Annotated in this window: 21 protein-coding genes; 6 read left to right on the forward strand and 15 right to left on the reverse strand. The window is 67.4% G+C overall.

Translation table 11 applies throughout. The features are described from left to right. Positions 1-256 precede the first annotated feature (256 nt). From OG474_RS10580 to OG474_RS10590, 3 genes are all read right to left on the reverse strand, one after another. Positions 257-934: an SGNH/GDSL hydrolase family protein gene (locus tag OG474_RS10580; protein WP_405062080.1), complete on the reverse strand. Its 678-nt coding sequence runs from the start codon at positions 932-934 to the stop codon at positions 257-259. After that, positions 931-2,148 carry an MFS transporter gene (locus OG474_RS10585; RefSeq protein ID WP_405062081.1) on the reverse strand — a complete coding sequence of 406 codons (1,218 nt, stop codon included), beginning with the start codon at positions 2,146-2,148 and terminating at the stop codon, positions 931-933. The genes OG474_RS10580 and OG474_RS10585 overlap by 4 nt, the downstream gene beginning before the upstream one ends. Before the next feature lie 115 nt (positions 2,149-2,263). After that, a complete protein-coding gene (locus tag OG474_RS10590; RefSeq protein ID WP_405062082.1) occupies positions 2,264-3,793 on the reverse strand; it encodes a class I adenylate-forming enzyme family protein in 1,530 nt (509 codons plus the stop codon). Positions 3,794-4,085: 292 nt separating this feature from the next. On the opposite strand from OG474_RS10590, the gene OG474_RS10595 reads away from it, so the two are divergent. Genes OG474_RS10595 through OG474_RS10620 form a run of 6 tightly spaced genes read left to right on the forward strand, consistent with a single transcriptional unit; the run spans position 4,086 to position 11,137 of the window. Beyond that, positions 4,086-5,372 (forward strand): SGNH/GDSL hydrolase family protein, encoded by a 1,287-nt coding sequence (locus tag OG474_RS10595; RefSeq protein WP_405062083.1) that lies wholly within the window; start codon positions 4,086-4,088, stop codon positions 5,370-5,372. A gap of 3 nt (positions 5,373-5,375) precedes the next feature. Further along, complete coding sequence (locus tag OG474_RS10600) at positions 5,376-6,611, forward strand: cytochrome P450 (RefSeq protein ID WP_405062084.1); 1,236 nt, start codon at positions 5,376-5,378, stop codon at positions 6,609-6,611. 4 nt (positions 6,612-6,615) lie between these two features. Further along, positions 6,616-7,542: an alpha/beta hydrolase gene (locus tag OG474_RS10605; RefSeq protein WP_405062085.1), complete on the forward strand. Its 927-nt coding sequence runs from the start codon at positions 6,616-6,618 to the stop codon at positions 7,540-7,542. Further along, on the forward strand, positions 7,535-8,587 hold the full coding sequence (locus OG474_RS10610) for an alpha-hydroxy acid oxidase (protein WP_405062086.1): 1,053 nt from the start codon (positions 7,535-7,537) through the stop codon (positions 8,585-8,587). Before OG474_RS10605 ends, OG474_RS10610 begins: the two co-directional genes overlap by 8 nt. After that, a complete protein-coding gene (locus OG474_RS10615) occupies positions 8,587-9,867 on the forward strand; it encodes an aminotransferase class I/II-fold pyridoxal phosphate-dependent enzyme (protein WP_405062087.1) in 1,281 nt (426 codons plus the stop codon). Before OG474_RS10610 ends, OG474_RS10615 begins: the two co-directional genes overlap by 1 nt. Positions 9,868-9,898: 31 nt before the next feature. Further along, positions 9,899-11,137: an MFS transporter gene (locus tag OG474_RS10620; protein ID WP_405062088.1), complete on the forward strand. Its 1,239-nt coding sequence runs from the start codon at positions 9,899-9,901 to the stop codon at positions 11,135-11,137. Here OG474_RS10620 and OG474_RS10625 read toward each other — a convergent pair. From OG474_RS10625 to OG474_RS10680, 12 genes are read right to left on the reverse strand one after another with little or no spacing between them, the layout of a single operon-like run. Next, the gene (locus OG474_RS10625) at positions 11,121-12,461 is read right to left on the reverse strand and encodes a hypothetical protein (protein ID WP_405062089.1); all 1,341 of its coding nucleotides are present in this window, start codon (positions 12,459-12,461) and stop codon (positions 11,121-11,123) included. The two genes, OG474_RS10620 and OG474_RS10625, sit on opposite strands and share 17 nt — an antisense overlap. Then, a complete protein-coding gene (locus OG474_RS10630; RefSeq protein ID WP_405062090.1) occupies positions 12,458-13,420 on the reverse strand; it encodes an alpha-ketoacid dehydrogenase subunit beta in 963 nt (320 codons plus the stop codon). Before OG474_RS10630 ends, OG474_RS10625 begins: the two co-directional genes overlap by 4 nt. Further along, the gene (locus OG474_RS10635; RefSeq protein ID WP_405062091.1) at positions 13,420-14,361 is read right to left on the reverse strand and encodes a thiamine pyrophosphate-dependent dehydrogenase E1 component subunit alpha; all 942 of its coding nucleotides are present in this window, start codon (positions 14,359-14,361) and stop codon (positions 13,420-13,422) included. Before OG474_RS10635 ends, OG474_RS10630 begins: the two co-directional genes overlap by 1 nt. A gap of 3 nt (positions 14,362-14,364) precedes the next feature. Then, positions 14,365-15,180, reverse strand: a complete 816-nt coding sequence (locus OG474_RS10640) for a DUF3050 domain-containing protein (RefSeq protein ID WP_405062092.1) — start codon at positions 15,178-15,180, stop codon at positions 14,365-14,367. 12 nt (positions 15,181-15,192) lie between these two features. After that, positions 15,193-16,098 (reverse strand): phytanoyl-CoA dioxygenase family protein, encoded by a 906-nt coding sequence (locus OG474_RS10645; protein WP_405062093.1) that lies wholly within the window; start codon positions 16,096-16,098, stop codon positions 15,193-15,195. Further along, positions 16,088-17,155: a 4-hydroxyphenylpyruvate dioxygenase gene (gene hppD / locus OG474_RS10650; protein WP_405062094.1), complete on the reverse strand. Its 1,068-nt coding sequence runs from the start codon at positions 17,153-17,155 to the stop codon at positions 16,088-16,090. Before hppD ends, OG474_RS10645 begins: the two co-directional genes overlap by 11 nt. After that, positions 17,156-18,427, reverse strand: coding sequence for a beta-ketoacyl-[acyl-carrier-protein] synthase family protein (locus OG474_RS10655; RefSeq protein WP_405062095.1), 1,272 nt, complete (start codon positions 18,425-18,427; stop codon positions 17,156-17,158). It abuts the gene before it with no gap. Continuing rightward, positions 18,424-20,010, reverse strand: coding sequence for a class I adenylate-forming enzyme family protein (locus tag OG474_RS10660; RefSeq protein ID WP_405062096.1), 1,587 nt, complete (start codon positions 20,008-20,010; stop codon positions 18,424-18,426). Before OG474_RS10660 ends, OG474_RS10655 begins: the two co-directional genes overlap by 4 nt. Further along, entirely contained in the window at positions 20,007-20,468 is a 462-nt protein-coding gene (locus OG474_RS10665) for a hypothetical protein (RefSeq protein WP_405062097.1), read from the reverse strand. Before OG474_RS10665 ends, OG474_RS10660 begins: the two co-directional genes overlap by 4 nt. Then, a complete protein-coding gene (locus OG474_RS10670) occupies positions 20,465-21,466 on the reverse strand; it encodes a beta-ketoacyl-[acyl-carrier-protein] synthase family protein (protein WP_405062098.1) in 1,002 nt (333 codons plus the stop codon). Before OG474_RS10670 ends, OG474_RS10665 begins: the two co-directional genes overlap by 4 nt. Next, entirely contained in the window at positions 21,459-21,707 is a 249-nt protein-coding gene (locus OG474_RS10675; RefSeq protein WP_405062099.1) for an acyl carrier protein, read from the reverse strand. Before OG474_RS10675 ends, OG474_RS10670 begins: the two co-directional genes overlap by 8 nt. Then, positions 21,707-21,961 (reverse strand): acyl carrier protein, encoded by a 255-nt coding sequence (locus OG474_RS10680; RefSeq protein ID WP_405062100.1) that lies wholly within the window; start codon positions 21,959-21,961, stop codon positions 21,707-21,709. Before OG474_RS10680 ends, OG474_RS10675 begins: the two co-directional genes overlap by 1 nt. Positions 21,962-21,970: the final 9 nt, after the last annotated feature.

Genomic DNA, 21,970 nt, shown 5'->3' on the forward strand with positions numbered 1-21,970 from the left:
CGCGCGGCGAGCAGAGCGCATGGCCGAGCCGGACGCCGAGCCCGGCGACCGCGATCCCGTCGCCTGGGGCTGACGGGCTGCGGCTGAGGCGCAGGACCTTGCGCTATCCGGTGGATTAGGGGTGCTCGGCGACGAAAATCCACCGGATAACGCACGGACCTCCCGGGCAGGCCCGATCGGCGGCAGCGGATCGGGCCGCCGACTGCGCCCCCGCTATCCGGTGGATTGGGGGTGCTCCGCGACGAAAATCCACCGGTTAGCGCGGGTTGGGGCGGATTGGGCGGGACTTGAGGTGGTGGCTGAGTTGGCGGAGGGTTTCGGCGGTGGCTACGGCGTCGCTGCGGGCGTTGCCGTGGCGGCCGTCGGAGCTGTAGAGGGTTGGGGCGGTGGAGAGCGGGTGGTCGGTCAGGTTCACGTGGATCGTGCCGAGTTTGGCTGCGAGGGCGGCCGTGCGGTCCGAGAGGGTTCGCATTCGTTGCCGGAGGCCCGGGCGTAGCCAGTCGAGCACGGCCGGGCTGTACGAGACGTCGAACATCCCCAACGTCATCACGTCCGCCCCGGCGTCCTGCAGCCTGGTGATCATCTCCGTCAGCTCACGGTCGACCCGATCCGCGTCGTACGTTGCCGGGAAGGCATCGTTGCCGCCGCCAACCACCAGCGCCAGGTCAGGGCCGAAGGCAACGGCTGGTTCGAGCTGAGTGGCCAGGATCTCGCGCGTTCGCAAGCCGCTGACGCCGAGGTTGAGGTAGGCGATGGGCCCAAGCTCATGCGCGATCCGGTCCGCCCACTGCAAGTCGCTGTAGCCCTCGACCGGTTCGCACAACCCCTCAGCCACGCTGTCGCCCAGTACGACGAAGCGCCGCCACGGGTGACCGGCAAGCAGCTCCTCGCTCTCGCCGAACGCGAGACAGTACGGATCGGTTTCCTCGTTCACGTCGCCTCCACCACAGCAGGCGCGTCCAGGATCCGCCCCGGCCCACGCCGTACCAGCGGATAGACGCTCACCACCAGACAAACAAGCCCGGAACCGATCAACGCCGGGAACAGCCCGAACCCACTCACCAACTCCCCGGCCAACAGCGCGCCCAACGGCAAGCCAGCGAACGACGAGGCCGCCACCAACCCGATCACCCGCGCCTGCAACTCCTTCGGGACATGCTCGTACAGGACCGCACCGAAGACCGGGTTGATCGCCGCGATCCCGATCCCGGACAGGAACGTCACCGCCGCCACCAGAACCAGGTTGTCGCTCAACCCGAGCACCAGCAACCGCGGACTCCCACCGATGAACGCACCGAGCGCGAACGTCAGATACCGCGGCAACTTAGTAGCCCAGACGGTGAACGCGATACTGCCGAGCAACGCCCCACCAGCGAACGCGCCGAGGGTCAGTCCAAGGCCGGCCGGCGAGCCGAGTTCGTCCGCGACCCAGACCGGGATGAAGACCGCCGTACTCGCGCTGGCGAAGATGTTCACGGTGAACGTGGTGATCAGCATCGTCGCCAGCAACGCGTCGCGACGTACATAAGAGAAACCGACCGCCAACGAGCGGAAGTACTTGTCCGGCCGGGACGCGGCCACCACCTCAGGCGGCCGAACAAACCCTGCGATCAGCAGCCCACACACGAGAAACGTGACAGCGTCGATCCACAACACCGACGACGCATCCGTCCAGTAGATCAGCAGTCCACCAAGCGGTGCCCCGAGCAACGTCGCGCCGCGGGCGAAGGTCTCGTGCAACGACGTGATCCGAATCAGCTCCACCGAAGCCGCCTCGGCCATCGGCCGCACCAGCAGATCCTTGGACCGATCGGCCGCGCCCCGCAGACCACCAGCCAGCGCAACCAACACCAGCAGTACGGCGAACCCGATGGTCGCCGCACCCGCGATCGCAGCCACCGCGACAGCGCTCGTCAGGTTCGCCAAGATCGCCGTACGGCGGGGTCCGAGCCGGTCGATCACCGGACCGGCCATGATGCTCACCACGATGTACGGCACCAGCTCGACCGCGGCCACCAACCCCATCCGCGCCGCACTGCCGGTCGTGATCAGCACCAGCCACGGAATCGCGACCATCGTGATCCGGCTGCCCACCGCGGACAGCACGTCCGCGACGAACAGGATCACCAACCCACGACGGCCTGTCATGGGGCCTCCAGATCTGGACTGAGGAGAGTAGGGAGCGAAGCGACTGGAGCGACGAGGGAAGAGCTGGAGTTAAAGCCCCATGACCGCTGCGCCGGAGGCGTGGCATCCAATACCGTCATGCTGGATGCAATTCCGCATAGAGCTTGCGCAGGGCAACCTTGTCCACCTTGGCAATACGAGTCAACGGCAACTCGGCGACGAAGTCGATCGCGGCCGGCGCCCACATCTCGTTCAACTCCGAAGCCACCCACTGCTGCAGCTCCGCAACAGCAACCACCGATCGCGTGACCACAAAGGCATGCACAGCCTCGCCAACCACCGCATCTGGTACGCCGATCACCGCCGCCGTCCGCACCGCCGGATGACTGCCGAGCACATCCTCGATCGGCCGGCAGAAGATCGCCCAGTTCCGCCGCGTCGTGACGATCATGTCGTGCACCCGGTCGACCAGGAACAGATAGCCGTCCGCATCCAGATGCCCGAGGTCCCGAGTCCGCAGCCAGCCGTCGACGAGCGTCTCCGCCGTCAGCTCCGGCTTACCGAGGTACCCGGCGAAGGTGAGCTTGCTCCGCACCCACACCTCCCCGTCCTGCCCCGGCTCGAGCACCTTCCCGTCGTCATCACGAATCTCCAGCTCGACATCCCCGTACCCCGTACCCGCCGACGCGAGTCGCTCCGGATGCGCCGGATCCTCGGTCAACCCAGGCTGCGCAGTAACGACCACGGCCTCGCTCAACCCGTAAACGATCCGCAGCACCGGCCCGAACCGATCGATCCCCTGCCGCAACCGCGCCGGAGTCGCCGGCCCGGCACCGACGTTCAGCATGAACAAACTGCTGCAGTCGAACGCCGAGCCGCCCGGATGATCCAGCACCTCGTACAGCATCGGCGGCGTCACGTACGTCGACGTGATCCGCTCGCCCGACACCGTCCGGTAGAACTCCTCCGGTGACCAGGTATCGGTCAGGAAAAGCACGCCACCGGTGAACAGGTTGAAGAAGCTGGTGATCTGCCCACTCGCCAACCACAACGGCGAGCTGGAGTAGTGCCGAAGCAGCGGAAACCCGTTATCCACAAAGGCTTTCGCCAACTCCAGGATCTGCGAATAGAACGCCTGCGTGTGGTGAACGAGCTTCGGATCCCCCGTCGTCCCACTCGTCTGCAACACCGAATCCGGCGCCGGAACTTCACCGATCACGTACGGCGTTGCGGCCGCGCGAGCGACCAGATCGTTCAGCCCGTACGACGGCATCGGCGCGAGCGCGGCCGCGAGCTCCGAACCGAGCTCCGCGGCCTCGTCGTACACCAACGCATCCGCATCGGCGAGCACAGCGAACCGATCGATCTCCCGCCGGGACGTGATCGGCGCGCACCACAACGCCCGGCAACCATGCAGATGAAGAGCGAGCTGCAGCGCCGGGGCGTCGAAGCAGTTCGCCGCCATCACCAGCACCTTGCCGCCGGGACGGACCCCGGCATCGCGCAGCGCGGCGGCGATCCGCAGCACGTCCGCGATCAACTCGCCGTACGTCGCCCGCCGGGGCCCGCGCACCAGCGCGGGCCGCTCGGCGAATTGCGCGAACAACTCCAGGACCCGGTGCACGTAATTGCCGGATATTTTGGGCACGACCAATTCAGGCGGCATTTAAGTATCGATCCCCTCAGCAACGGCCACCCCCAGCCGTGCGGCGACTCTACTGGACGCCCCAGCGGCTGACCAGAGCCCGAAACCGCCTTCTGTACAGGGTTTCGTCGCTCTCCGGAGCCACCCGGTCACCGACGTTCCCAGGCGAAGGTATACCCCTGCGAACCGGGGGTACGAACCCCTCGCTAACCACCACTCCGGCTATTCGAAACAAGCATTTGCCGATGCATTGACCGGCCTGAAGAAAACGTATTACGTTCCGTCCGATTCCATTCCGCCGGGAGGTCCGTCCATGCATGTTCCGAAGCAATGGCGCGCGGTCGCGCTGACTGCCGCACTGACTCTGGCCGGGTCCACCCTGGCCGGCGCGAGTTACGGCGGCGGTGGTCATCACGCCAATGCCTGGGTCGGCAGCTGGGCCACCGCGGTCACGCACGGCAACGCGACCGGGTCGACCAACCTCGGGCTCACCGACCAGAGCGTTCGGCTGGTCGTGCGGCCGACGGTCGGCGGGGACAAGATCCGGATCCGGTTGTCGAACATCTACGGCGAGAAGACCGTCACCGTCGGTGCGGCGACTGTTGCCAAGCCCAACAAAGCCACGCCGGAGCTGTCCGACATCGACCCGAACACTCTGCGCACACTGACATTCAACGGCTCCGGTACGGCGTCGATGGTGAAGGGCAGCGAGCTGCTCAGCGACCCGCTGAACTTCAAGCTCGGCAATCTGGACGACCTCGTGGTCAGCCTGTACTTCCCGGAGAACACCGGCCCGACCACGTTCCACGGCTCGTCGCTGCAGGACAACTTCGTCGGCCCGACGAACCTCGTCACCCAGCCCGGCGGAGCGGCGTACACGCTGACCCGGCGCTGCTGCTTCTTCTTCCTGTCCGGCGTCGACGTCCAGACCGACAAGTCGGCCGGGTCGATCGTCGTCCTCGGTGACTCGATCACCGACGGGACCAACAGCACCTTCAACGCGAACAACCGCTGGCCGGACCAGCTCGCCGAGCGGCTGGCCGCCTCCGCCGGCCACAAGCCGTTCCCAGGCGTGCTGAACGCCGGACTCGCCGGCAGCCGGCTCAACCACGACGGCACCGAGCCGTCCGACAACGGCGCGTTCCCCGGCTTCAACGAGGTCGGCGTGAACTCGCTGGCCCGGCTGAACGAGGACGTGTTCCCGCAGACCGGCGTGCGCACCGTGATCACCGAGCTCGGCGTCAACGACATCTGGATGTCCGACGACTCCGCGGCCGAGATCATCGGCGCCCTGCGGCAGATCAACACCCAGGTCAAGGAGCGTGGACTGAGCAGCCTCGTCAGCACGATCACGCCGTACGAGGGTCTTGGTGGCACCGACAGCTGGACCCCGGCGAAGGAATCCACGCGTCAGGCAGTCAACAGCTACCTGCGGACCAGCCGCGAGTTCGACGGCGTCCTCGACTTCGACAAGGTGCTGCGCGACCCGGCCGCACCGAGCAAGCTGAACGCGCTGTACGACTCCGGCGACCACATCCACCCGAACGACGCCGGCTACCAGGCCATGGCAGCGTCCATCCCGTTGAAGCTGGTGCAGTAAGCCATGCCTGCTCGGAGTACGAACGATTCCCGGTCCGCCGCGGAAATCGTCGCCGCCCTCGGCTCCGAAGAAGCCCGCCGGGACCCGATGCCGCTCTTCGCGGAGCTGCATCGGATCGGCCCGGTCTGCCGGCTCACCCCCGGCACCTCGCCGTACGCGTTCGTGATCAACGGGTACGACGCCGCCCAGGAAGCCCTGAAGGACGTCCGGTTCCACCGCCTGCTGACGGCGGATCCGGACCCTCAGGATCCGGTACTGCGTCATCTCGGCGGATCGATGATGTTCCGCAACGAGCCCGATCATCTCCGGATGCGCAAGGTGTTCCAGGCCGTGCTGACCCCGCGCCGCCTGACCGGTTTCGAACCGGTCGTCGACGCACTGACCACCGAACTGCTCGACGACCTCGCCAAGTCCGGCGCGAACCGGCAGGTGGTCGAGTTCACCGACTTCGCCTACCGCCTGCCGATCACGGTGATCGCCACCTTCCTCGGCATCCCCCGCTCCGATGTCGACTGGTTCAAGGACCGCACCCAGCAGATCGACGACTACCTCGACCTAGGTGGCAAGGAGCCGGCCAAGCTGGCCGCCGCGAACCAGGCGGCCGAGGAGCTCAACGCCTACTACGCCAAGATGATCGCCGACCGGCGGTTGCGCCCACGCGATGATCTCGTCGGCTCACTCGTGCACGCTCTGGACTCCGGTACGTCGGGGATCGACGAGCAGGAGTTGATCGACAACCTGCTGGTGCTGGTCAACGCCAGTTTCGTCACGACGATGAACCTGCTCACCAACGGCCTCGAGCTACTGCTCGCCGAACCTGCCCTGATCGTTGCCCTGCGCGACGATCCCGAGCTGGCGGCAAGCTACGTCGAAGAGGTCCTTCGTCACCAAAGCTCCGTCCAGCTGATCAGCCGCAAGGCGTCGACCGATCTCGAACTGGCCGGCGAGACGATCCCCGAAGGCAGTCTGGTGCTGATCCTGCCGGGTGCCGCGAACCGCGACCCGGCCAAGCATCCGAACGCCGACACGTTCGATCCGGGCCGGGGCGACCTGCAGCATCTGTCGTTCGGCGCGGGCCCGTTCTTCTGCGTCGGCGCGGCCCTGGCCCGGATGGAGGGCCGCGCGGCGTTCGGGCAGCTCTTCGGGCGGTTCCCGGGGCTGGAGCTTGCGGGGCCACCCGAACGCAGTCCTAGCTTGTTGTTGCGTGGACATCGGTCCATGCCGATCCGATTGGGGTGAGCTCATGCCGCTGGACCCACAGGTGGAGGCGATGCGCGCCGACCGCCAGACGCGTGACGTCCCGCAGCTCTACACCCAGACGCTGGCCGAGGCACGCGCGGCCGACCTGGCCTCGATCCAGGCAGCCGGCGGTCAGGCCGAGCCTGTCCACCACGTCGAGGACCTCAGCACCGACGCCGGACTGCCGCTCCGGCTCTATCGGCCGGATCTGGCCGGGCCGTTGCCGACACTGATCTACTTCTTCGGCGGCGGCTGGACGCTTGGCAGCATCGACACCGCCGACGGCATCACCCGCAGGTTGGCGAACGCCGTACCGTGCCAGGTCATCACTGTCGGCTATCGGCTCGCGCCGGAGCATCCGTTCCCGGCCGCGGTGCACGACTGTCACGACGCCGCGCTGTGGATCGCGGCGAACGCCGAGAAGCTACAGGTGGATCCGGCCCGGCTGGTCGTGGGTGGGGACAGTGCCGGTGGCAACTTGGCGGCGGCAACTACTTTGCTTGCCCGGGACAAGGGTCCTGCGCTCGCCGGGCAGTTGCTGGTCTATCCGAACACCCGGTACGGCGCGAACACCCCGTCGATGGTGACCGGCGACGACCCGTTCCTGTTCAACAAGACCTCAGTCGGCTGGTACTGGAATCACTACCTGACCGATTCGCTCGACGGACTCGACCCGCTGGCCTCGCCGCTGCTCGCCGAGTCCCACGCTGACCTCCCGCCGGCCCTGGTGATCACGGCGGAGTACGACCCCCTGCGCGACGAGGGCGAGTTCTACGCCGAGAAGCTGCACGCCGCCGGCGTCCCGACGACACTCAGCCGGTACGACGGGATGGTGCACGGCTTCTTCGCCATGGCGGGCATTCTCGACGGCGGACGACGAGCGACCGCCGAAGCCGCCGCCTGGCTCAGCCGGACCTTCACCCATGGCTGAGGCTTTCGCCGACTACGAACAGCTCGCCGTACTGCCCGCCGCCGTCCGCGATTTCGTTGCCGGCGGCAGCGGTGCGGAGCTCACCCTGGACCGCAACCGCGCCGCCCTCGACGCGCTCACGGTGACCCCGCGCGTCCTGGCCGGAGTCGAGTCCCCCGACACCACCTGCACAATCCTCGGTACGCCGGCCTCGTATCCGATCGCGGTCGCGCCCATGGCATACCAGCGCCTGTTCCATCCGGAAGGCGAACTCCTGCTGGCCGCAGCCGCTGCCAAGGCCGGGATCCCCTATGTCATCAGCACGTTGAGCAGCGTCCCGCTGGAGAAGATCGCGGCGGTCGCTCCATCGTGGTTCCAGCTGTACTGGTTGCGCGATCGCAGCATGGTCCGGTCGCTGATCGACCGTGCCACCGAGTCCGGCTGTGGTGCGCTGATGGTCACGGTCGATGTGCCAGTGATGGGTCGCCGGCTACGCGACGTCCGCAACTCGTTCGCACTGCCGGCCGAGGTCGTCGCCGCCAATCTTGTCGACAAATACACAGAGGCACATTCCGCGGCCCATGGGGTGTCGGCCGTGGCCGCTCATACCGCCCTTGCCTTCGACCCCACCTTCTCCTGGCGCGATCTCGAATGGATCCGGTCGATGACCGAGATTCCCCTGGCGGTGAAGGGGATTCTCGATTCGCGGGACGCGCGCGCGGCGGTCGACGCCGGGGCCGACAGCGTGGTGGTGTCGAACCACGGTGGCCGGCAGTTCGACGGCGCACCCGCCTCGATCGATGCCCTCGGCTCCGTGATCGATGCACTCGGCAACGACTATCCGGTGCTCCTCGACAGCGGGATTCGTGGGGGCACCGACGTACTGAAAGCACTCGCGCTCGGCGCCGACGCCGTACTGGTCGGGCGTCCGTTGCTGTGGGCACTGGCCGCTGGGGCCCCTGATGAGGCGTTGACGCTGCTCGGCCGTGAGCTGCGGGATGCGATGCTGCTGGCAGGCTGCGCGGACCTGGCCGCGGTCGCCGAGCTGGTGACGGGGAGGAACTGATGGCCGACCTCGAGCTCAGCTCGTTGCACGCGTCGCTCACCGATCGCGCCTTGAACTCGATGAACTTCCTGAACGAGATCTCCCACCACTACCCGGACGCGATCTCGCTGGCCGCGGGCCGGCCGACCGAGGAGTTCTTCGATCTCGACGACATCCCGCGGTATCTCGAACTCTTCGCCGAACACCTGCGCACCAAGGGTCTCGATGAGGCGGCGGTCCGCCGGACGATCCTGCAGTACGGGCGGACCAAGGGCGTCATCCACGAACTGATCGCCCGCAATCTCGCCGTCGACGAGGACCTGTACGTCGATCCCGAGGCGATCGTCGTCACGGCCGGCTGCCAAGAGGCGATGCTGCTCACGCTGCGCGCGCTCCGGGCCGACGCGGCGGACGTGCTGCTGGCGATCTCCCCGGCGTACGTCGGTATCACCGGGGCCGCGCGCATCGTCGACCTGCCGGTCTTGCCGGTGCCTGACCTCGACGATCTGCCGGCCGTGATCAAACGCGCCCGGGCCGACGGCCTGCGCCCCCGCGGCTTCTACGTCATGCCCGATTTCGCCAACCCGTCCGGCCTGAGTATGGACTTGCCCACTCGACGCCGCCTGCTGGAGCTCGCCACGGCCGAGGAGCTGTTGCTGCTCGAGGACAACCCGTACGGACTGTTCCCCGCTGCAGGCATCGACCGGCTGCCCACCCTGAAGGCGCTCGACACCGAGCGGCGCGTGATCTACCTGGGTTCATTCGCCAAGACCGGCCTGCCCGGCGCCCGCGTCGGCTTCGTCGTCGCGGACCAAACCGTCAACACCGGCGGACTGTTCGCCGACGAACTCTCCAAGCTGAAGAGCATGGTCACCGTCAACACCTCACCGATCGCGCAAGCGGTGATCGGCGGAAAGCTGCTGGACTGCGACTTCAGCCTGGCCGCGGCCAACCAGCGCGAGCGGGCGATCTACGCGACCAACCTGGCGATCGTCAGCAACCACCTCGCGGCCCACTTCCCGAACGGTGAACTGACCTGGACGATCCCCTCCGGCGGGTTCTTCGTCGTGATCACCGTCCCGTTCGTGGTCGACGACGAACTCCTCACCAAGTCCGCCCAGGAGTACGGCGTGCTGTGGACCCCGATGGCGCATTTCTACGACACGGATGCGCCGGTCAACGCCCTCCGCATCTCGTGCAGCGGTACCACCGGCGCTCAGCTCCAAGTCGCCCTCAACCGGCTGACCGCGCTCATCACCGATCAATTGGTTCTCTCTACGCGGTCAGAACTGGACCTGTAGCAAAGACCGGTTCGGCCCTAGCGTTGCAGGTATGACGACCTGCGAAGTCCCTGTCGAGCGATCCGCCCCACTCATCGGCGGGCAGTTCGTCCGCCTGCTGGGGATAGTGCTCGGATCCGGGCTGAGCATGTATCTGCTGACCTCGGTGATCCCGCTCTACCTCGCCGCGAACGGCTCGGCCGGACTGGGCCCCGGCCTCTCGACCGGCGCGATGATGCTTTCGGCCGTCGCCGTCGAACTGCTGGTGCCACGGATGCTGGCCCGCTGGGGCTACCGCGTCGTCCTCGGTCTCGGCCTCGTCCTGATGGGCGTTCCGGCGCTGGCCCTGCTCTTCACGACCTCGCTGCCGATCGTCGTACTGATCAGCATGGTCCGCGGTGCCGGCCTGGCCATCAACGTGGTCGGCGCGGTTGCCCTGATCGCCGACCTCGCACCGCCGAACCGCCGCGGTGAGGCGCTGGGCGTGTACGGCCTCGCCAACGGCCTGCCGGCGGTCATCGGCCTTCCGCTCGGCGTCTACCTGATCGACGTGATCGGCTTCCATGCCTTGTTCGTCATCGCCGCGGTGATGGCCTTGGCGGTCCTCGGTCTCATGGCCGGTGTCCCCACCCGGACCAGCACCGAGAAGGCTCAGGTCAAGGTGCTCCACGACCTCCGCGGCCACGGTCTCCTGATGCCCGCCTTCGTCTTCGCCGGCGTCACCCTCGCCGCCGGCATCAGCATCACGTTCCTCCCACTTGCCGCCGGCAACCATTCGCTGGCCGCCACCGCCCTCTTCCTGCAAGCCGTCACCGCTCCCGGCGCCCGCTGGCTGGCCGGCCGGTACGGCGACCGGATCGGCTCCGCCCGCCTGCTCCCGGTCGCGCTGCTCTTCGCCGCCCTGGGCGCATCCGGCCTCGTCTTCGTCAGCTCCCCCGCCGTCGTGATCGCCGGCGCGGCCCTGTTCGGCATCGGCTTCGGCGCCGCCCAGAACCTCACCCTCACGATGATGTACGAGAGTGCCCCCACCTCCCGGTACGGCCAGGTCAGCGCCCTCTGGAACCTCGCGTACGACGGCGGCTGGGGCATCGGCGCCATCGCCTTCGGCACCGTAGTAGCCGGCACCGGCTACCCCACCGCCTTCGCCCTCACCGCCGCCATCGTCGCCCTAGGCATCATCCCCGCCCTCAAAGCGTCGCTAAGGACAGGTCATAGGGATGTACGTATACCGCTCCGCACGCCTGAGCCGAGCTCCCTCGACCCCGATTCGGCGACTAGTACCTGTCCTTAGGCACCAGCAGCAGCCCGCTCGTCAGCGCACCCTGGGCGACATTGACCACCGGTCCCGCCCCCGGCACCGCGAACCGCAGGTACGCCCCGGCCGCCACCCCGCCGAAGAGGTACGGCGCCAGGCAGAAGGGGACGTCGGCTTCTTTGATCGCGCCGGTCTCCATCTCGACGAACTGCATGGTCAGCCGGTCGACCGGGACGTACTTCTGCAGGATGTAGCCGTTCTCCACCAGCGCCTCGTCGACCGCATGCTGCCATTCCTCAGCCGCTACCTCGGGACCAACCACCACGCCGACACCGCCATAGGAACCGGACGGTTTCAGCACCAACTCTCGCTGCTCCGACAACGCCTGCTCCCGAAGCGCGGCCGACAACACCTGCGTGCGTGGGACGTGGCGACGTACAACCTCAGCATCAGCTGGAGCGAGCGTGTCGAGGTCATCCCACAGCCACGCGAAGATCGCTTTACTCGCCAGCAACCAGCTCGCAGTCGGCGTGAAGATCCGAACCGCGCCCGTCTGCACGGCCTTCCCCAACGCATCCAGACCGACGCTCGGCAGCGTGCCCTGCGGGACGAACATCCGCAGTACGGCGTCAATCGGGCCGTCGTCGACGCACAACCGACCGGCGTCGTCGAGGGTCAGCCACTCCACCGGGTAGACCCGCATATCCAGCCCGAGCTGCCGACCGCGTTCGGTGAACGATTCCAGCAGCTTGATCATCGCCAACCCGTCCTGCGACCCCGGATAACTCCCGCCGGTCGTGAACACCATCGCCAACCGATCCTGCCCACCAAGCGCCAGCGCCGACCGCACCGCTTCGTACCGCGCATCGACCGCAGACGGCGGCGCAGTCAGCCCAACCGCATCAAGAACCGGATCACCGCCGTACGCCGCAAGGAAGCGCCCCGCGATGCCGTCAGAATCATGCGCACCACCAAGCGCGCTGTCGATGTTCGCTTCCACCATGTACGGCGTTCCGTCCGCGAGCAGGATGTCCGCCCGGACACCGCCGAGCAGTTCCTCGGTCAACGGCAGATCCTCATCGAGCAGGTCGATCGCGCCGACCGGCATCCCGAGCGCATCCCGCAGCTCACCCGCGGTCGTCGCCCGCTGCTGACACGCGGTCAGGATCAACCGGGCGACGGTCGCAGAAATCGCGGTGAACTCGTCGTACACGGAAGCAGCCATGATCGGCGGCCGAAGCGGCCGCCACTGCTTGTTGTGCGTGGCAACGCCCTCGTACACGGACCGCCACGCATCGACGCCGCGCGCGAGCAACGCCGTCCGGGTTGCTTCGGGCAACTGGTTCCACAGGTCTGTCACGACATCTCCAGGAGGGCGGTGAGGAGCTGGTCCCGGCCGGGCTGCACCGCCCGGTCCAGGGCGAGGGCAAACGGCAGTACGGCGCCGTCCGGGCGGGTGATCCGGCGTGGTGGCGTCTTCAGGTCACACTGCTCGGCAACGACCGCGAGGACTTCAGCGGCGAACCCACTGGTCCGGTTCGAGTCATCGATCACCACGAGCCGACCGGTCTTCTGCACGGATGCGACCAGCCCAGCCACGTCCAATGGGTAGACCGTGCGCGGATCGAAGACCTCGACGGATAGTTGCCCGGCCAGCTCATCGGCGACCGCCAAGGCATCGTGGAGCAGGTGGCCGAGGGCAACCACCGTCACGTCGTCACCAATTCGAGCAACCCGGCCAACCCCCAGCGGAATCGGTCCCAGCGCACTGAAGTCGAGGTCGTCGCGAACGCCGAGCGTGGCGGATGGTGCGAACACGACCACCGGATCGTCATCACGAATCGCCGTCACCAGCAGTCCGTAGGCGTCGGCCGGAGTCGCCGGGACCACGGTCTTCACACCCACCTGCGCGAACAGTGAGTACGGGTGATCCGAGTGCTGACCCGCCCACCCGGTCCGCGAGCCGGACCCGGGAACGACGTACGTGACCGGGACCTTGCATTGCCCACCAGTCATCAGCGAGAACTTGTGTGCCTGGTTGGCGATCTGCTCGAACACCAGAAACAACAGCGACGGGATCTGGAACTCGATCACCGGCCGCATCCCGACCAGCGCCGCGCCGGTGGCGAAGTTCGTGAACGCCTGCTCGGACAACGGCGTATCGAGCACGCGGTCGGAGCCGAAGCGCGTGTGCAGACCGGCCGTCAGGTTCGAGGCGGCCGCGCGGATGTCCTCGCCGAGCAGGAAGACGGCCGGATCGCGTTCCAGCTCGTCGCCCAGGGCCCGGTTCAGCGCCTTCAGGTAGGACAGTTTCGGCATCAGGGCAGCTCCCCCGCATACAGGTACGAGAGTGCGGCAGCGGGATCTGGGTGGGCGCTGCCCAGTGCGATGCCCGCCGCCGCCTCCAGTAGCGACTCGACCTCGGCATCGACGGCCGCCCGATCCGCGGCCGTCAGCCGTGCGCCCTGGATCTCCACTGGACACCGCGAACGCCCAGTCGTGATCTCTTCGGCCGAGCGATAGGTGACCCGGGTCCGGTGCTCGAACGTGTGGTGCGCGTCGAACCGGTACGTGACGCACTCCAGGAACGTCGGCCCCTTCCCGGCCCGGGCCCGGGCGACCGCCGTACTGGTTGCTTCCAGCACCTTCTCGGGGTCCTGCCCGTCGACGGTGAAGGCCGGGATACCGAAGGCACGGGCGCGTCCGGTGATGCTGCCGGCGACCGCGGCCGCGACCGGCATCGTGGTCGCGTAGCCGTTGTTCTCGCAGACGAAGACCACCGGCACCTGCCAGAGCGCGGCCAGGTTGAAGGCCTCGAGCAGCATGCCTTCGTTCATCGCGCCGTCCCCGAAGAAGGTCGCGGCGACTGAGTCCCGGCCCTGCTGCCTCAAAGCCCAGGCGGCACCGGTCGCGATCGAACCGGCGGCGCCGACGATCGCGTTCGCCCCGAGAATCCCGAGGCTGAAATCGGCCGCATGCATCGAGCCGCCCCGGCCCTTGTTCAGACCGGATTCACGACCCATCAGCTCGGCCAGCAGGCGCGCCGGATTCGCACCGCGGGCGAGCACATGCCCGTGACCGCGGTGCGTACTGGTGATGACGTCGTTCGGGCCGAGAGCCGCGCACACTCCGGCCGCGATGCCCTCCTGCCCGAGGTACGGATGGATACCGCCGACGATCTCTCCGGATCGCACGAACTCGATCGCCCGTTCCTCGAATCTGCGGATCAGCCGGACGGTCCGGTAGAGATCTGTGGACATCGGTCAGACCGTCGCCGGGGCCGTCACGATCGCGGCGGCGATCGCGTCCCAGAGGCGGGCGCGGGCCGCGAGGGCGGTGTTGATGGTGTCCGCGCAGGCGTCCCACTTGGCCTGGTCGTCACCGCACAGGTCGGCGACCATCTGCATCGCCATCGGGGTGTGGAACTCCCCGTCCACCTCGATGTGCCGCTCGAGGTAGTCGACGAACGTGTTGAGCTTGTTCGAGCGCTCGTTCACCGCGACGACCTGGGTGAACATGTCCGGGATCAGGTCCTCCCGGCCGAACGCGAAGGCCGCCGCCTGGCAGTGCACCGGCGCGTTCTCGATGATCCCCCAGGTGGTCCCGGCGAAATCGATCGAAGCCTGCGGTACGCCGGCCGCGCCCAGCGACTCGACCACCGGAGCACCGCCCCGGAGCAGGTCGATCAGCCGGTCGATCGCGGCCGTGTCCGCGCCGGCCTCGTGCATGCCGTCGACGTACAGCTCGAAGTGGCTGATGAAGGCCGGCTTGCCGTCCGAGCCACCGAGTTCGTCGCTCTCCTCGACCATCACGATGTCGTTGATCAGCCGGCGGCTGCTCCGGTGCTCGGTCGGGATCCACGGCACGGTGACGCAGGTGAGTTCACGCTGCAGGGATTTCAGCAGGGACATGAAATCCCAGACCGCGAACACGTGGTGCTCCATGAAGGTCACCAGCGCGTCGTGCGTGTCCAGAATGGCGTAGAGCGGATGCTGGACGACCTTGTCGCGGGCCTCCGAGACGGCCTTCTCCAGCTGTTCGATGCCGGGGTGGGTCTGACCCCAGTCGTAACGTGACATGGCACTACTCCTTTAGCGATCGGCCCAGAGCGTCGGGCAGTACTCGGGATCGGCGTAATCCGGCCGCCCGTCGGAGGTCCGCCGTACCAGGACGTCGTGGTTGTACGCCGCCGTGGTGCCGTCGGACAGCGGGAACTCGCGGTAGCGGTTGTCCCCGTCCTGCAGGTGCAGCGAGATCGCCCGGCGCGGGCGGTCGCTGATATTCGCACCGCTGCCGTGGTACGTGCGGCAGTGGTGGAAGTTCAGGTGGCCGCGCGGGATCGTGATCGCCAGCTTGACCACCTCGGCTCCGTTGTACGCCGCGTTCTCGGCCAGCATCTGGTCGAGTTGGGAGCGGTCCCGCTCGGCGAAGTGCCGGACGACGGTGTCGTCGGAGCCGATCTCCCGCCAGCGGTGACTGCCGTCGACCATGGTGATCGTGCCCATCTCGGGCGGGCAGTCGTGGAACGGGATGAACGCGGTCAGCATCTTGTCCGAGGCCGAGGACGACCAGTAGTGCTTGTCGAAGTGCCAGGGCACGATGTTCGACGGTTCACCCTCGACCGGCGGCTTGTAGATCAAGGTGGACTGGAAGATCCGGATCGCGTCGGTCTGCGCGAGCCGGGCCGCGACCGCACCGATCAGCGGCTTGCGCAGGATCTTCGCCAGGCCCTCGTGCTCGTAGTGCACGTAGTCGTTGTGGCGCTGGACATTGCCCTTGGAGGGGTCCCAGTACGCGAGCTTGGGCGGGGCCGTCGGGAGGGCCCGGTCCCGCTCACCGGCGTAGTACCGCTCGCTCGCGTTGACGAGTTCGTCGGTCTCGTCGTCGGTGAGCAGCTTCTTCGAGAGGTACCAGCCGTGCTCGTTGTAGAAGGCAACATCTTCGTCGGTCGGAAGAAGCTCGATCTCCGCTTCGGAGAGCTTGAACTCAAACGTCATGAGCAAGCTCCCGCTCCTTGGCTTCGTACAAGGCCTTGATGTTGCCGCTGCCGAACGTCATCGCGCCGCGCCGCTCGATGATCTCCAGGAAGAGCGTTCGCCGGACGTGCATCGACTCGGTGAAGATCTGCAGCAGCTGCCCCCAGTGGTCGCGGTCGACGAGGATGCCGCGTTGCTGCAGCTCCTCGATCGGCGTATCCACCTCGCCGACGCGGTCCGCGAGAGCGTCGTAGTACGTCGCCGGCGTACCGAGGAAGTTCACCCCGCGGTCGGAGAGCGTGCTGACCGCCTCGACGATGTTGCTGGTCCGCAAGGCGATGTGCTGGACGCCGGCGCCCGCGTGCCAGGTGAGGAAGTCGTTGATCTGGCCCGGCCGGCGACTCAGGTCCGGCTCGATCAGCGTGAACGTGACGTGCTTCGACGGACTCTGCACCACCTTCGAGTCCATGCCCTGCCCCGCGACCTCGATGTACTCCTCGAAGATCCGCGGGAAACCGAACACGTCCTCGTAGAACTTCGCGGTCGGCTCGAGCTCACCGGACGGTACGCAGATCGCCAGGTGGTCGATCTCGCTGAACAACTTCTCGTCCGGTACGCCGATCGGCGCGGTCAGCTGGATCCGCCCCGGCAGGAACTCGTGCCGCGGGCCGTGCCGCTCGACCAGCCGGTGGATCACGTCGCCGAAGCCGGCCACCTCCGCGACCACCACGACCGACTCCCCGGCCTCGAACCGCTCCGGTCCTTTGAGGCTTACGGCCCCACGCGAGGTGAGTTCGGCGTACGCCGCCGTCGCGTCGTCGACCTCCATCGCGACGACCGCCACGCCGTCCCCGTGCCGCTGCACGTACTCCGCGGCCGGATGGGTCGCGGCCAGCCCGGACGTCAGCACGATCTGTACGGCGTCCTGCCGCAGCAGCAACGACCGCTGGTCCGGCAGCCCGGTCTCCGGCCCGCCCTGACCGTGCACCTGCAGCCCGAACGCATGCGCCAGGTAGAACGCCGCCTGCCGAGCGTCGCCCACGTACATCTCCACGTGGTCGATCCCGTAAATCTCCATCTACGCCTTCTCCTCACTTGATAGTTGCCGGATCTTCGGCGTGCTCGCTGTGCCGAGGAGCAGACTCACGTTCTGGCCGCCGAACCCGAACGAGTTCGAGACGGCGTACTCGAGCGGGATCGCTCGTGGTTCCTTGCGGACGTGGTCCAGCGGGCAGGCCGGATCCGGGTCGTCCAGGTGGTACGTCGGGGGCGCCAGGCCGGTGTTGATCGCCAACGCGGCGGCCGCCGCTTCGACAACTCCGGAGGTGCCGAGCATGTGTCCGGTCAACGCCTTTGTAGAGCTGACCGCCGGCATATGGTTGCCAAAGGCAAGGCCGATCGCGACGGACTCCGCGACATCACCGAGCTTCGTGCTGGTGCCGTGTGCGTTGACGTATCCGACCTGCTCGGGGCGGATGTCTTTCAACGCCATCCGCATGCAGGCAGCCGCTCCGGTGCCGTCCGGCCGGGGAGCCGTCGGGTGATGCGCGTCCGAGTTGACCCCGTACCCGGCCACATCGGCGTACCCGCTCGCACCTCGGGCGGCTGCATGCTGGGAGCTCTCAAGAACCAGGAGAGCCGCACCCTCGCTCAGCACAAACCCGTTACGCCTAAGGTCAAACGGCCGACTCGCTTCGGTCGGATCGTCCCAGCCGCGGGCCAGCGCTCGCGCATTCGCGAACGTCTCCGCGAACGTCGGAAACAGCGGCGCCTCACTGGCCCCACACAGTACGACGTCAGCCTCGCCCGCCCGGATGATCCGGACCGCATCCGCGATCGCCTGCGCCCCCGACGCACAAGCCGTCCCCACCGCCGACGTATACCCCCGCATCCCGAACCGGATCGCCACCCGCGCGGCCGGCATGTTCGGCAGAATCCCCGTCAGCAAATAAGGGCTAACAGCAACCTTTCCTCGCTCCGCCCTCGCCAGCACCTGCCGCTCGAGCGTCGCCATCCCCCCAACCCCACCAACAATCACGCCAATGCGCTCAGCATCAACGTTCTCCCCCACCACCAGCCCCGCATCAGCCAACGCCTCCGCAGCTACCAACTGCGCCAGGATGACGGTCCGATCCATCACCTTCCCGTCCGGCCCGGACGCAATCCGCCCAGCATCAAACTCCGGCAAGAACCCACCCAGCTCAACCGACCCCGCCACCGGATGTCCTTCCGGTGGTCGGCTGATCCCCGACCGCCCATGGAGCAACGAGGAGAAGACCTCAGCGGCCCCCCGCCCCACCGGGGTGAGCATCCCGATCCCGGTGATCGTCACGCCCGCCGTCGTACTCATGAGTGGGCCTCGCGTAAGGCGACCTTGCGGACTTTGCCGGTGACGGTCACTGGGACGTCGTCGGCGCCGACCACAGTCACGTGGCGGAGGATGGCGGCGACCTCCTCGCCGACGGCTGCTTTGACGGCGTCCGTGCGGTCTACCTCGGGGGCATCCGGGGTGAGCTCGAGGAGGACGTCGGCGGCGTACTGGCCACCCTCCGCCACGATCACGACTGTGCAGTCGGCAACATCGGGAAGCGCTGCGAGGATGCGTTCCTCGGACAGGGATGTGTAAAGCTGCGGTCCCTCGAACCCAGCAACAGCATCCGGAATGCGATCCAGATGGAAGTAGTGACCGCCCTCGTCCCGATAAACGAGATCACCAGTCACGAACCAACCGTTCAGTCGGAAACGGTAGGTATTGACCGAGTCGTTCCAGTACCCCGGCGACACCGTCGGCGACCGGAACCCGAGGATCCCCGCCTTCCCCGCCGGTAACTCGACACCAGTCGAGCTCAGCACCGTCGCCGCCGCGAACTCGTACGGCTTCCCGATACACCGCCCGTAATGCTCAGACTCGACCGTGTGCGTGATGTGGAACCCGTTGTGCCCCATCTCGCTCGAGCCCAGCCCGTCAATGAAATGCGACCCCGGCACCATCACCCGACCGGCCCGCGTCACCGTCTCGCGACTCCCGGCGGCGACCAGCTTCCGAATATGCGGCTCATGCGCGCAGTCCCCCGTGTTGAACCACATCCGCACCGAATCCAGGTCGTGCTGGGCCAGATTCTCCTTCGCGAGTCCGGCCCACGTAACCGCGAACCCATACACCGCATGCGGCTTCCACCGCTCTATCTGTTGCAGTACACCTGGAGAGTCCTGGCTCGACAGCAGCAACATCTCCGCGCGGTTCCCGAGCACCTGGTTGACCATCAGAATCGTCGCCGTATGCGGAATCGGCAGCGCGTTCAGAATCCGATCCGTCCCCTGCGCCTGCGGCATCGTCAGCAGGTGCTTCAAAGCGGCGTACAACGTCGTCTGCGTATGCAACACGGCCTTCGGTACGCCGGTGGTCCCGCTCGTGTGCGTGATCACCACCGGGTCGTCCCGATGATGCTGGTAGTGAGCCGGCGCCGCCGCCGGATCACCCGCCCCGAGCTCCCGCGGCTCAGCCAGTACGTCGGCATCCAGCAACTGCCGGTGCCCGGCATCAGCCAGTACGGCGCTCACCCGCAGCCGCCGGATGTACTCGTCCGCGATCGCCGGCGCCATCTTCCCGTTCAGCAAGGCCGGAATCGCGCCGACCCGAGCCAACGCCAGGAAGCTCAGCACGATGTCCTGCGCCTCGGTCGCCCAGATCGCGACCACGTCCCGCCGCCCGATCCCGTGCTCGTGCAACCACGCCGTCCGGGCCTGGACCCGCTCGTCGAGCTCCCCCAACGTCAGCGGATGCTCGGCCGGGAAGCCGTCCACAGCCGTGTCGAAGGTCAACCCAGGCCCGTCCAGATCGGCGCCTTGGGCAATCACCGCCGCCAGCACATTCCCGGTACCGATCCCCGGATCCGCCGCCAGCCGCGCGCGCCAGCCTCTTGCCTGCTTCATTCCGGCTCTCCCCCACTCACGATCTGTGCGGACGCCTCGTCCGCCTCCACCCGCACGACCAGCACCAGCTCGGCGTCGCCGTCCCCGATCAGCAGCGCGGCCTCGTCCAATCCGCAGTCCGTCACGCACACCACCGGCCCGCGCAGGTCCCACTTCGCCGCGATCCAGCCCGCGATGCTGTTCGGCACCGACTGGAAGAACTGCAACGGCCCAACTCGCTTGCCCACAGCAACCAGCTGCCGGACGCGGTCGGCGCTCACCCGATCCCCGGCACTCTCAATCACGATCCCGGTCAGGGCACCCGCCGTACCGACGCGTTCCAGACACCGCTCCGCCGCTGCGGCCACCATCGGACTGAACGCCGAGTCCACGAACCCCGGCACTCCCGGCGGCACGTCGTCCCCCGGCTCCGGCCAACGGCCCGTCGCCAGCACCACCAAGTCATGAACCTCGATCACACCTTCACCACCAAAGCCGTATTGGCGCCGCCGAACGCCGAGTTCACCGACACCCCGACCCGCGTCCGCACACTGCGCGGCGCATCCAGGATGAGATCGACCTCGCAGTGCGGATCACTCCCCAGGAACCCCGCATTGACCGGCAGCTTCCCCTCGAGCAACGCCTGCACCGTCACCACGAACTCCACGACCCCTGAGGCCTCCAGCGCATGCCCGTGCAGCCCCTTGGTAGAGCTGACCGGCGGACTGCTCCGGAACACCGCCTTCAGCGCAGCGGCCTCGGCTTGGTCGCTGAAGATCGTGCCGGTCGCATTCGCGTTCACATACCCCACGTCCTCCGCGGAGACCTCAGCGCGCTGGAGCGCTCGCCGAAGCGCCGCAGCGAGACCGCGTCCATCCGGTGCGGGCTGGCAGGGGTGGTGGGCGTCGCCTGCACGCCCCCAGCCGGCCAGCTGCGCCAGACCGGTGCCAGCCTCGAGCACTACGGCCGCAACCCCGTCACCAAGCAGCGTCCCGCGACGCTGCGCGCTGAACGGCCGGACGACGTTGTCGTAGGCCAGTGCGCGACCAGCGTCGAACAGTGCGAACTGATACGGCTCCACGAGATACGCACCCGCGACGACGATCCGGTCCGCCCGGCCCCTTCTGATCAACGCTGCCGCGTCCGCGAGCGCCGTACTGCCAGACACACAGGCACTCGTGTAGATCCGCGCTGCGTTGAAGTCGCACTCCGGCGGCTCATGCATCGCCAGCAACAGCGTCGTCGTACTGCGGTCCACACCGGCCTGCGCGCACGCCGTAGCAACCGCCAGGTCGAGCTCCTCGTCCAGAGTCCCGGTCTCAGCGGCCAATGCGGCGTACCGAACCCGCAGTGCGCCGGTGTCGAACCGCCGTACCTCGCTGAACGTGGGCTCACCGGACAGCTGCGCCTCGGGACCACGCCCGAGGGCAGTCAGCACGGAAAGCCCGGTCACCGCGACCGGTCTGGGGTTAGACATGACTGGACAGCACCTCAGCCAGTACGGCGACAGCCGCGTCGATCGTGGTCATCCGCTCGAGCAGCTCGTCCGGCAGCTCCACGCCGTACCGCTGCTCGACCTGATGGACCAGCCACGCCAGCTCCATCGAGTCGATCCGCTCGGTACCGGGCGGTCGCTGACCGAGTCCGGCCAACCAGTCGATGATCTCGGCCCTCCCGGGCGGGGGCTGTGTTTCACCGTGCGCAAGCTGGGAGCTCATCAGACTTGCTGAGCCAACCGGCCAGCTACCTCAGCGGTGAACTCGCCGACCGTCATGAGTGCCAGCTGCTCGGACTCGTCGTCGGAGAAGCGGACGCCGTACTTGTCCTCGACCCGGACCGACAGATCGGCCAGTGCGAGCGACTCGAGGTCCACTCCGGCCGGGCCGAGGGTCGTTTCGTCGTCGATTCCCTCGACGTCGTAGTTCATGTCCTGCAGCTGCGCGATGACGAAATCGCGAACCTCGTCCTTCATCGGGTTACC

Source organism: Kribbella sp. NBC_01505 (genome assembly GCF_045040285.1).
Taxonomy (GTDB): Bacteria; Actinomycetota; Actinomycetes; order Propionibacteriales; family Kribbellaceae; genus Kribbella.

What these genes read in the sequence shown, in the direction of transcription:
- OG474_RS10675 (WP_405062099.1), bottom strand. Translation starts at nt 21,707, where the DNA reads ATGAGCTCCCAGCTTGCGCACGGTGAAACACAGCCCCCGCCCGGGAGG.
- OG474_RS10590 (WP_405062082.1), bottom strand. Translation starts at nt 3,793, where the DNA reads ATGCCGCCTGAATTGGTCGTGCCCAAAATATCCGGCAATTACGTGCAC.
- OG474_RS10630 (WP_405062090.1), bottom strand. Translation starts at nt 13,420, where the DNA reads ATGCCGAAACTGTCCTACCTGAAGGCGCTGAACCGGGCCCTGGGCGAC.
- OG474_RS10610 (WP_405062086.1), top strand. Translation starts at nt 7,535, where the DNA reads ATGGCTGAGGCTTTCGCCGACTACGAACAGCTCGCCGTACTGCCCGCC.
- hppD (WP_405062094.1), bottom strand. Translation starts at nt 17,155, where the DNA reads ATGGAGATTTACGGGATCGACCACGTGGAGATGTACGTGGGCGACGCT.
- OG474_RS10605 (WP_405062085.1), top strand. Translation starts at nt 6,616, where the DNA reads ATGCCGCTGGACCCACAGGTGGAGGCGATGCGCGCCGACCGCCAGACG.
- OG474_RS10600 (WP_405062084.1), top strand. Translation starts at nt 5,376, where the DNA reads ATGCCTGCTCGGAGTACGAACGATTCCCGGTCCGCCGCGGAAATCGTC.
- OG474_RS10585 (WP_405062081.1), bottom strand. Translation starts at nt 2,148, where the DNA reads ATGACAGGCCGTCGTGGGTTGGTGATCCTGTTCGTCGCGGACGTGCTG.
- OG474_RS10640 (WP_405062092.1), bottom strand. Translation starts at nt 15,180, where the DNA reads ATGTCACGTTACGACTGGGGTCAGACCCACCCCGGCATCGAACAGCTG.
- OG474_RS10595 (WP_405062083.1), top strand. Translation starts at nt 4,086, where the DNA reads ATGCATGTTCCGAAGCAATGGCGCGCGGTCGCGCTGACTGCCGCACTG.
- OG474_RS10655 (WP_405062095.1), bottom strand. Translation starts at nt 18,427, where the DNA reads ATGAGTACGACGGCGGGCGTGACGATCACCGGGATCGGGATGCTCACC.
- OG474_RS10670 (WP_405062098.1), bottom strand. Translation starts at nt 21,466, where the DNA reads ATGTCTAACCCCAGACCGGTCGCGGTGACCGGGCTTTCCGTGCTGACT.
- OG474_RS10615 (WP_405062087.1), top strand. Translation starts at nt 8,587, where the DNA reads ATGGCCGACCTCGAGCTCAGCTCGTTGCACGCGTCGCTCACCGATCGC.
- OG474_RS10620 (WP_405062088.1), top strand. Translation starts at nt 9,899, where the DNA reads ATGACGACCTGCGAAGTCCCTGTCGAGCGATCCGCCCCACTCATCGGC.
- OG474_RS10660 (WP_405062096.1), bottom strand. Translation starts at nt 20,010, where the DNA reads ATGAAGCAGGCAAGAGGCTGGCGCGCGCGGCTGGCGGCGGATCCGGGG.
- OG474_RS10680 (WP_405062100.1), bottom strand. Translation starts at nt 21,961, where the DNA reads ATGAAGGACGAGGTTCGCGATTTCGTCATCGCGCAGCTGCAGGACATG.
- OG474_RS10645 (WP_405062093.1), bottom strand. Translation starts at nt 16,098, where the DNA reads ATGACGTTTGAGTTCAAGCTCTCCGAAGCGGAGATCGAGCTTCTTCCG.
- OG474_RS10635 (WP_405062091.1), bottom strand. Translation starts at nt 14,361, where the DNA reads ATGTCCACAGATCTCTACCGGACCGTCCGGCTGATCCGCAGATTCGAG.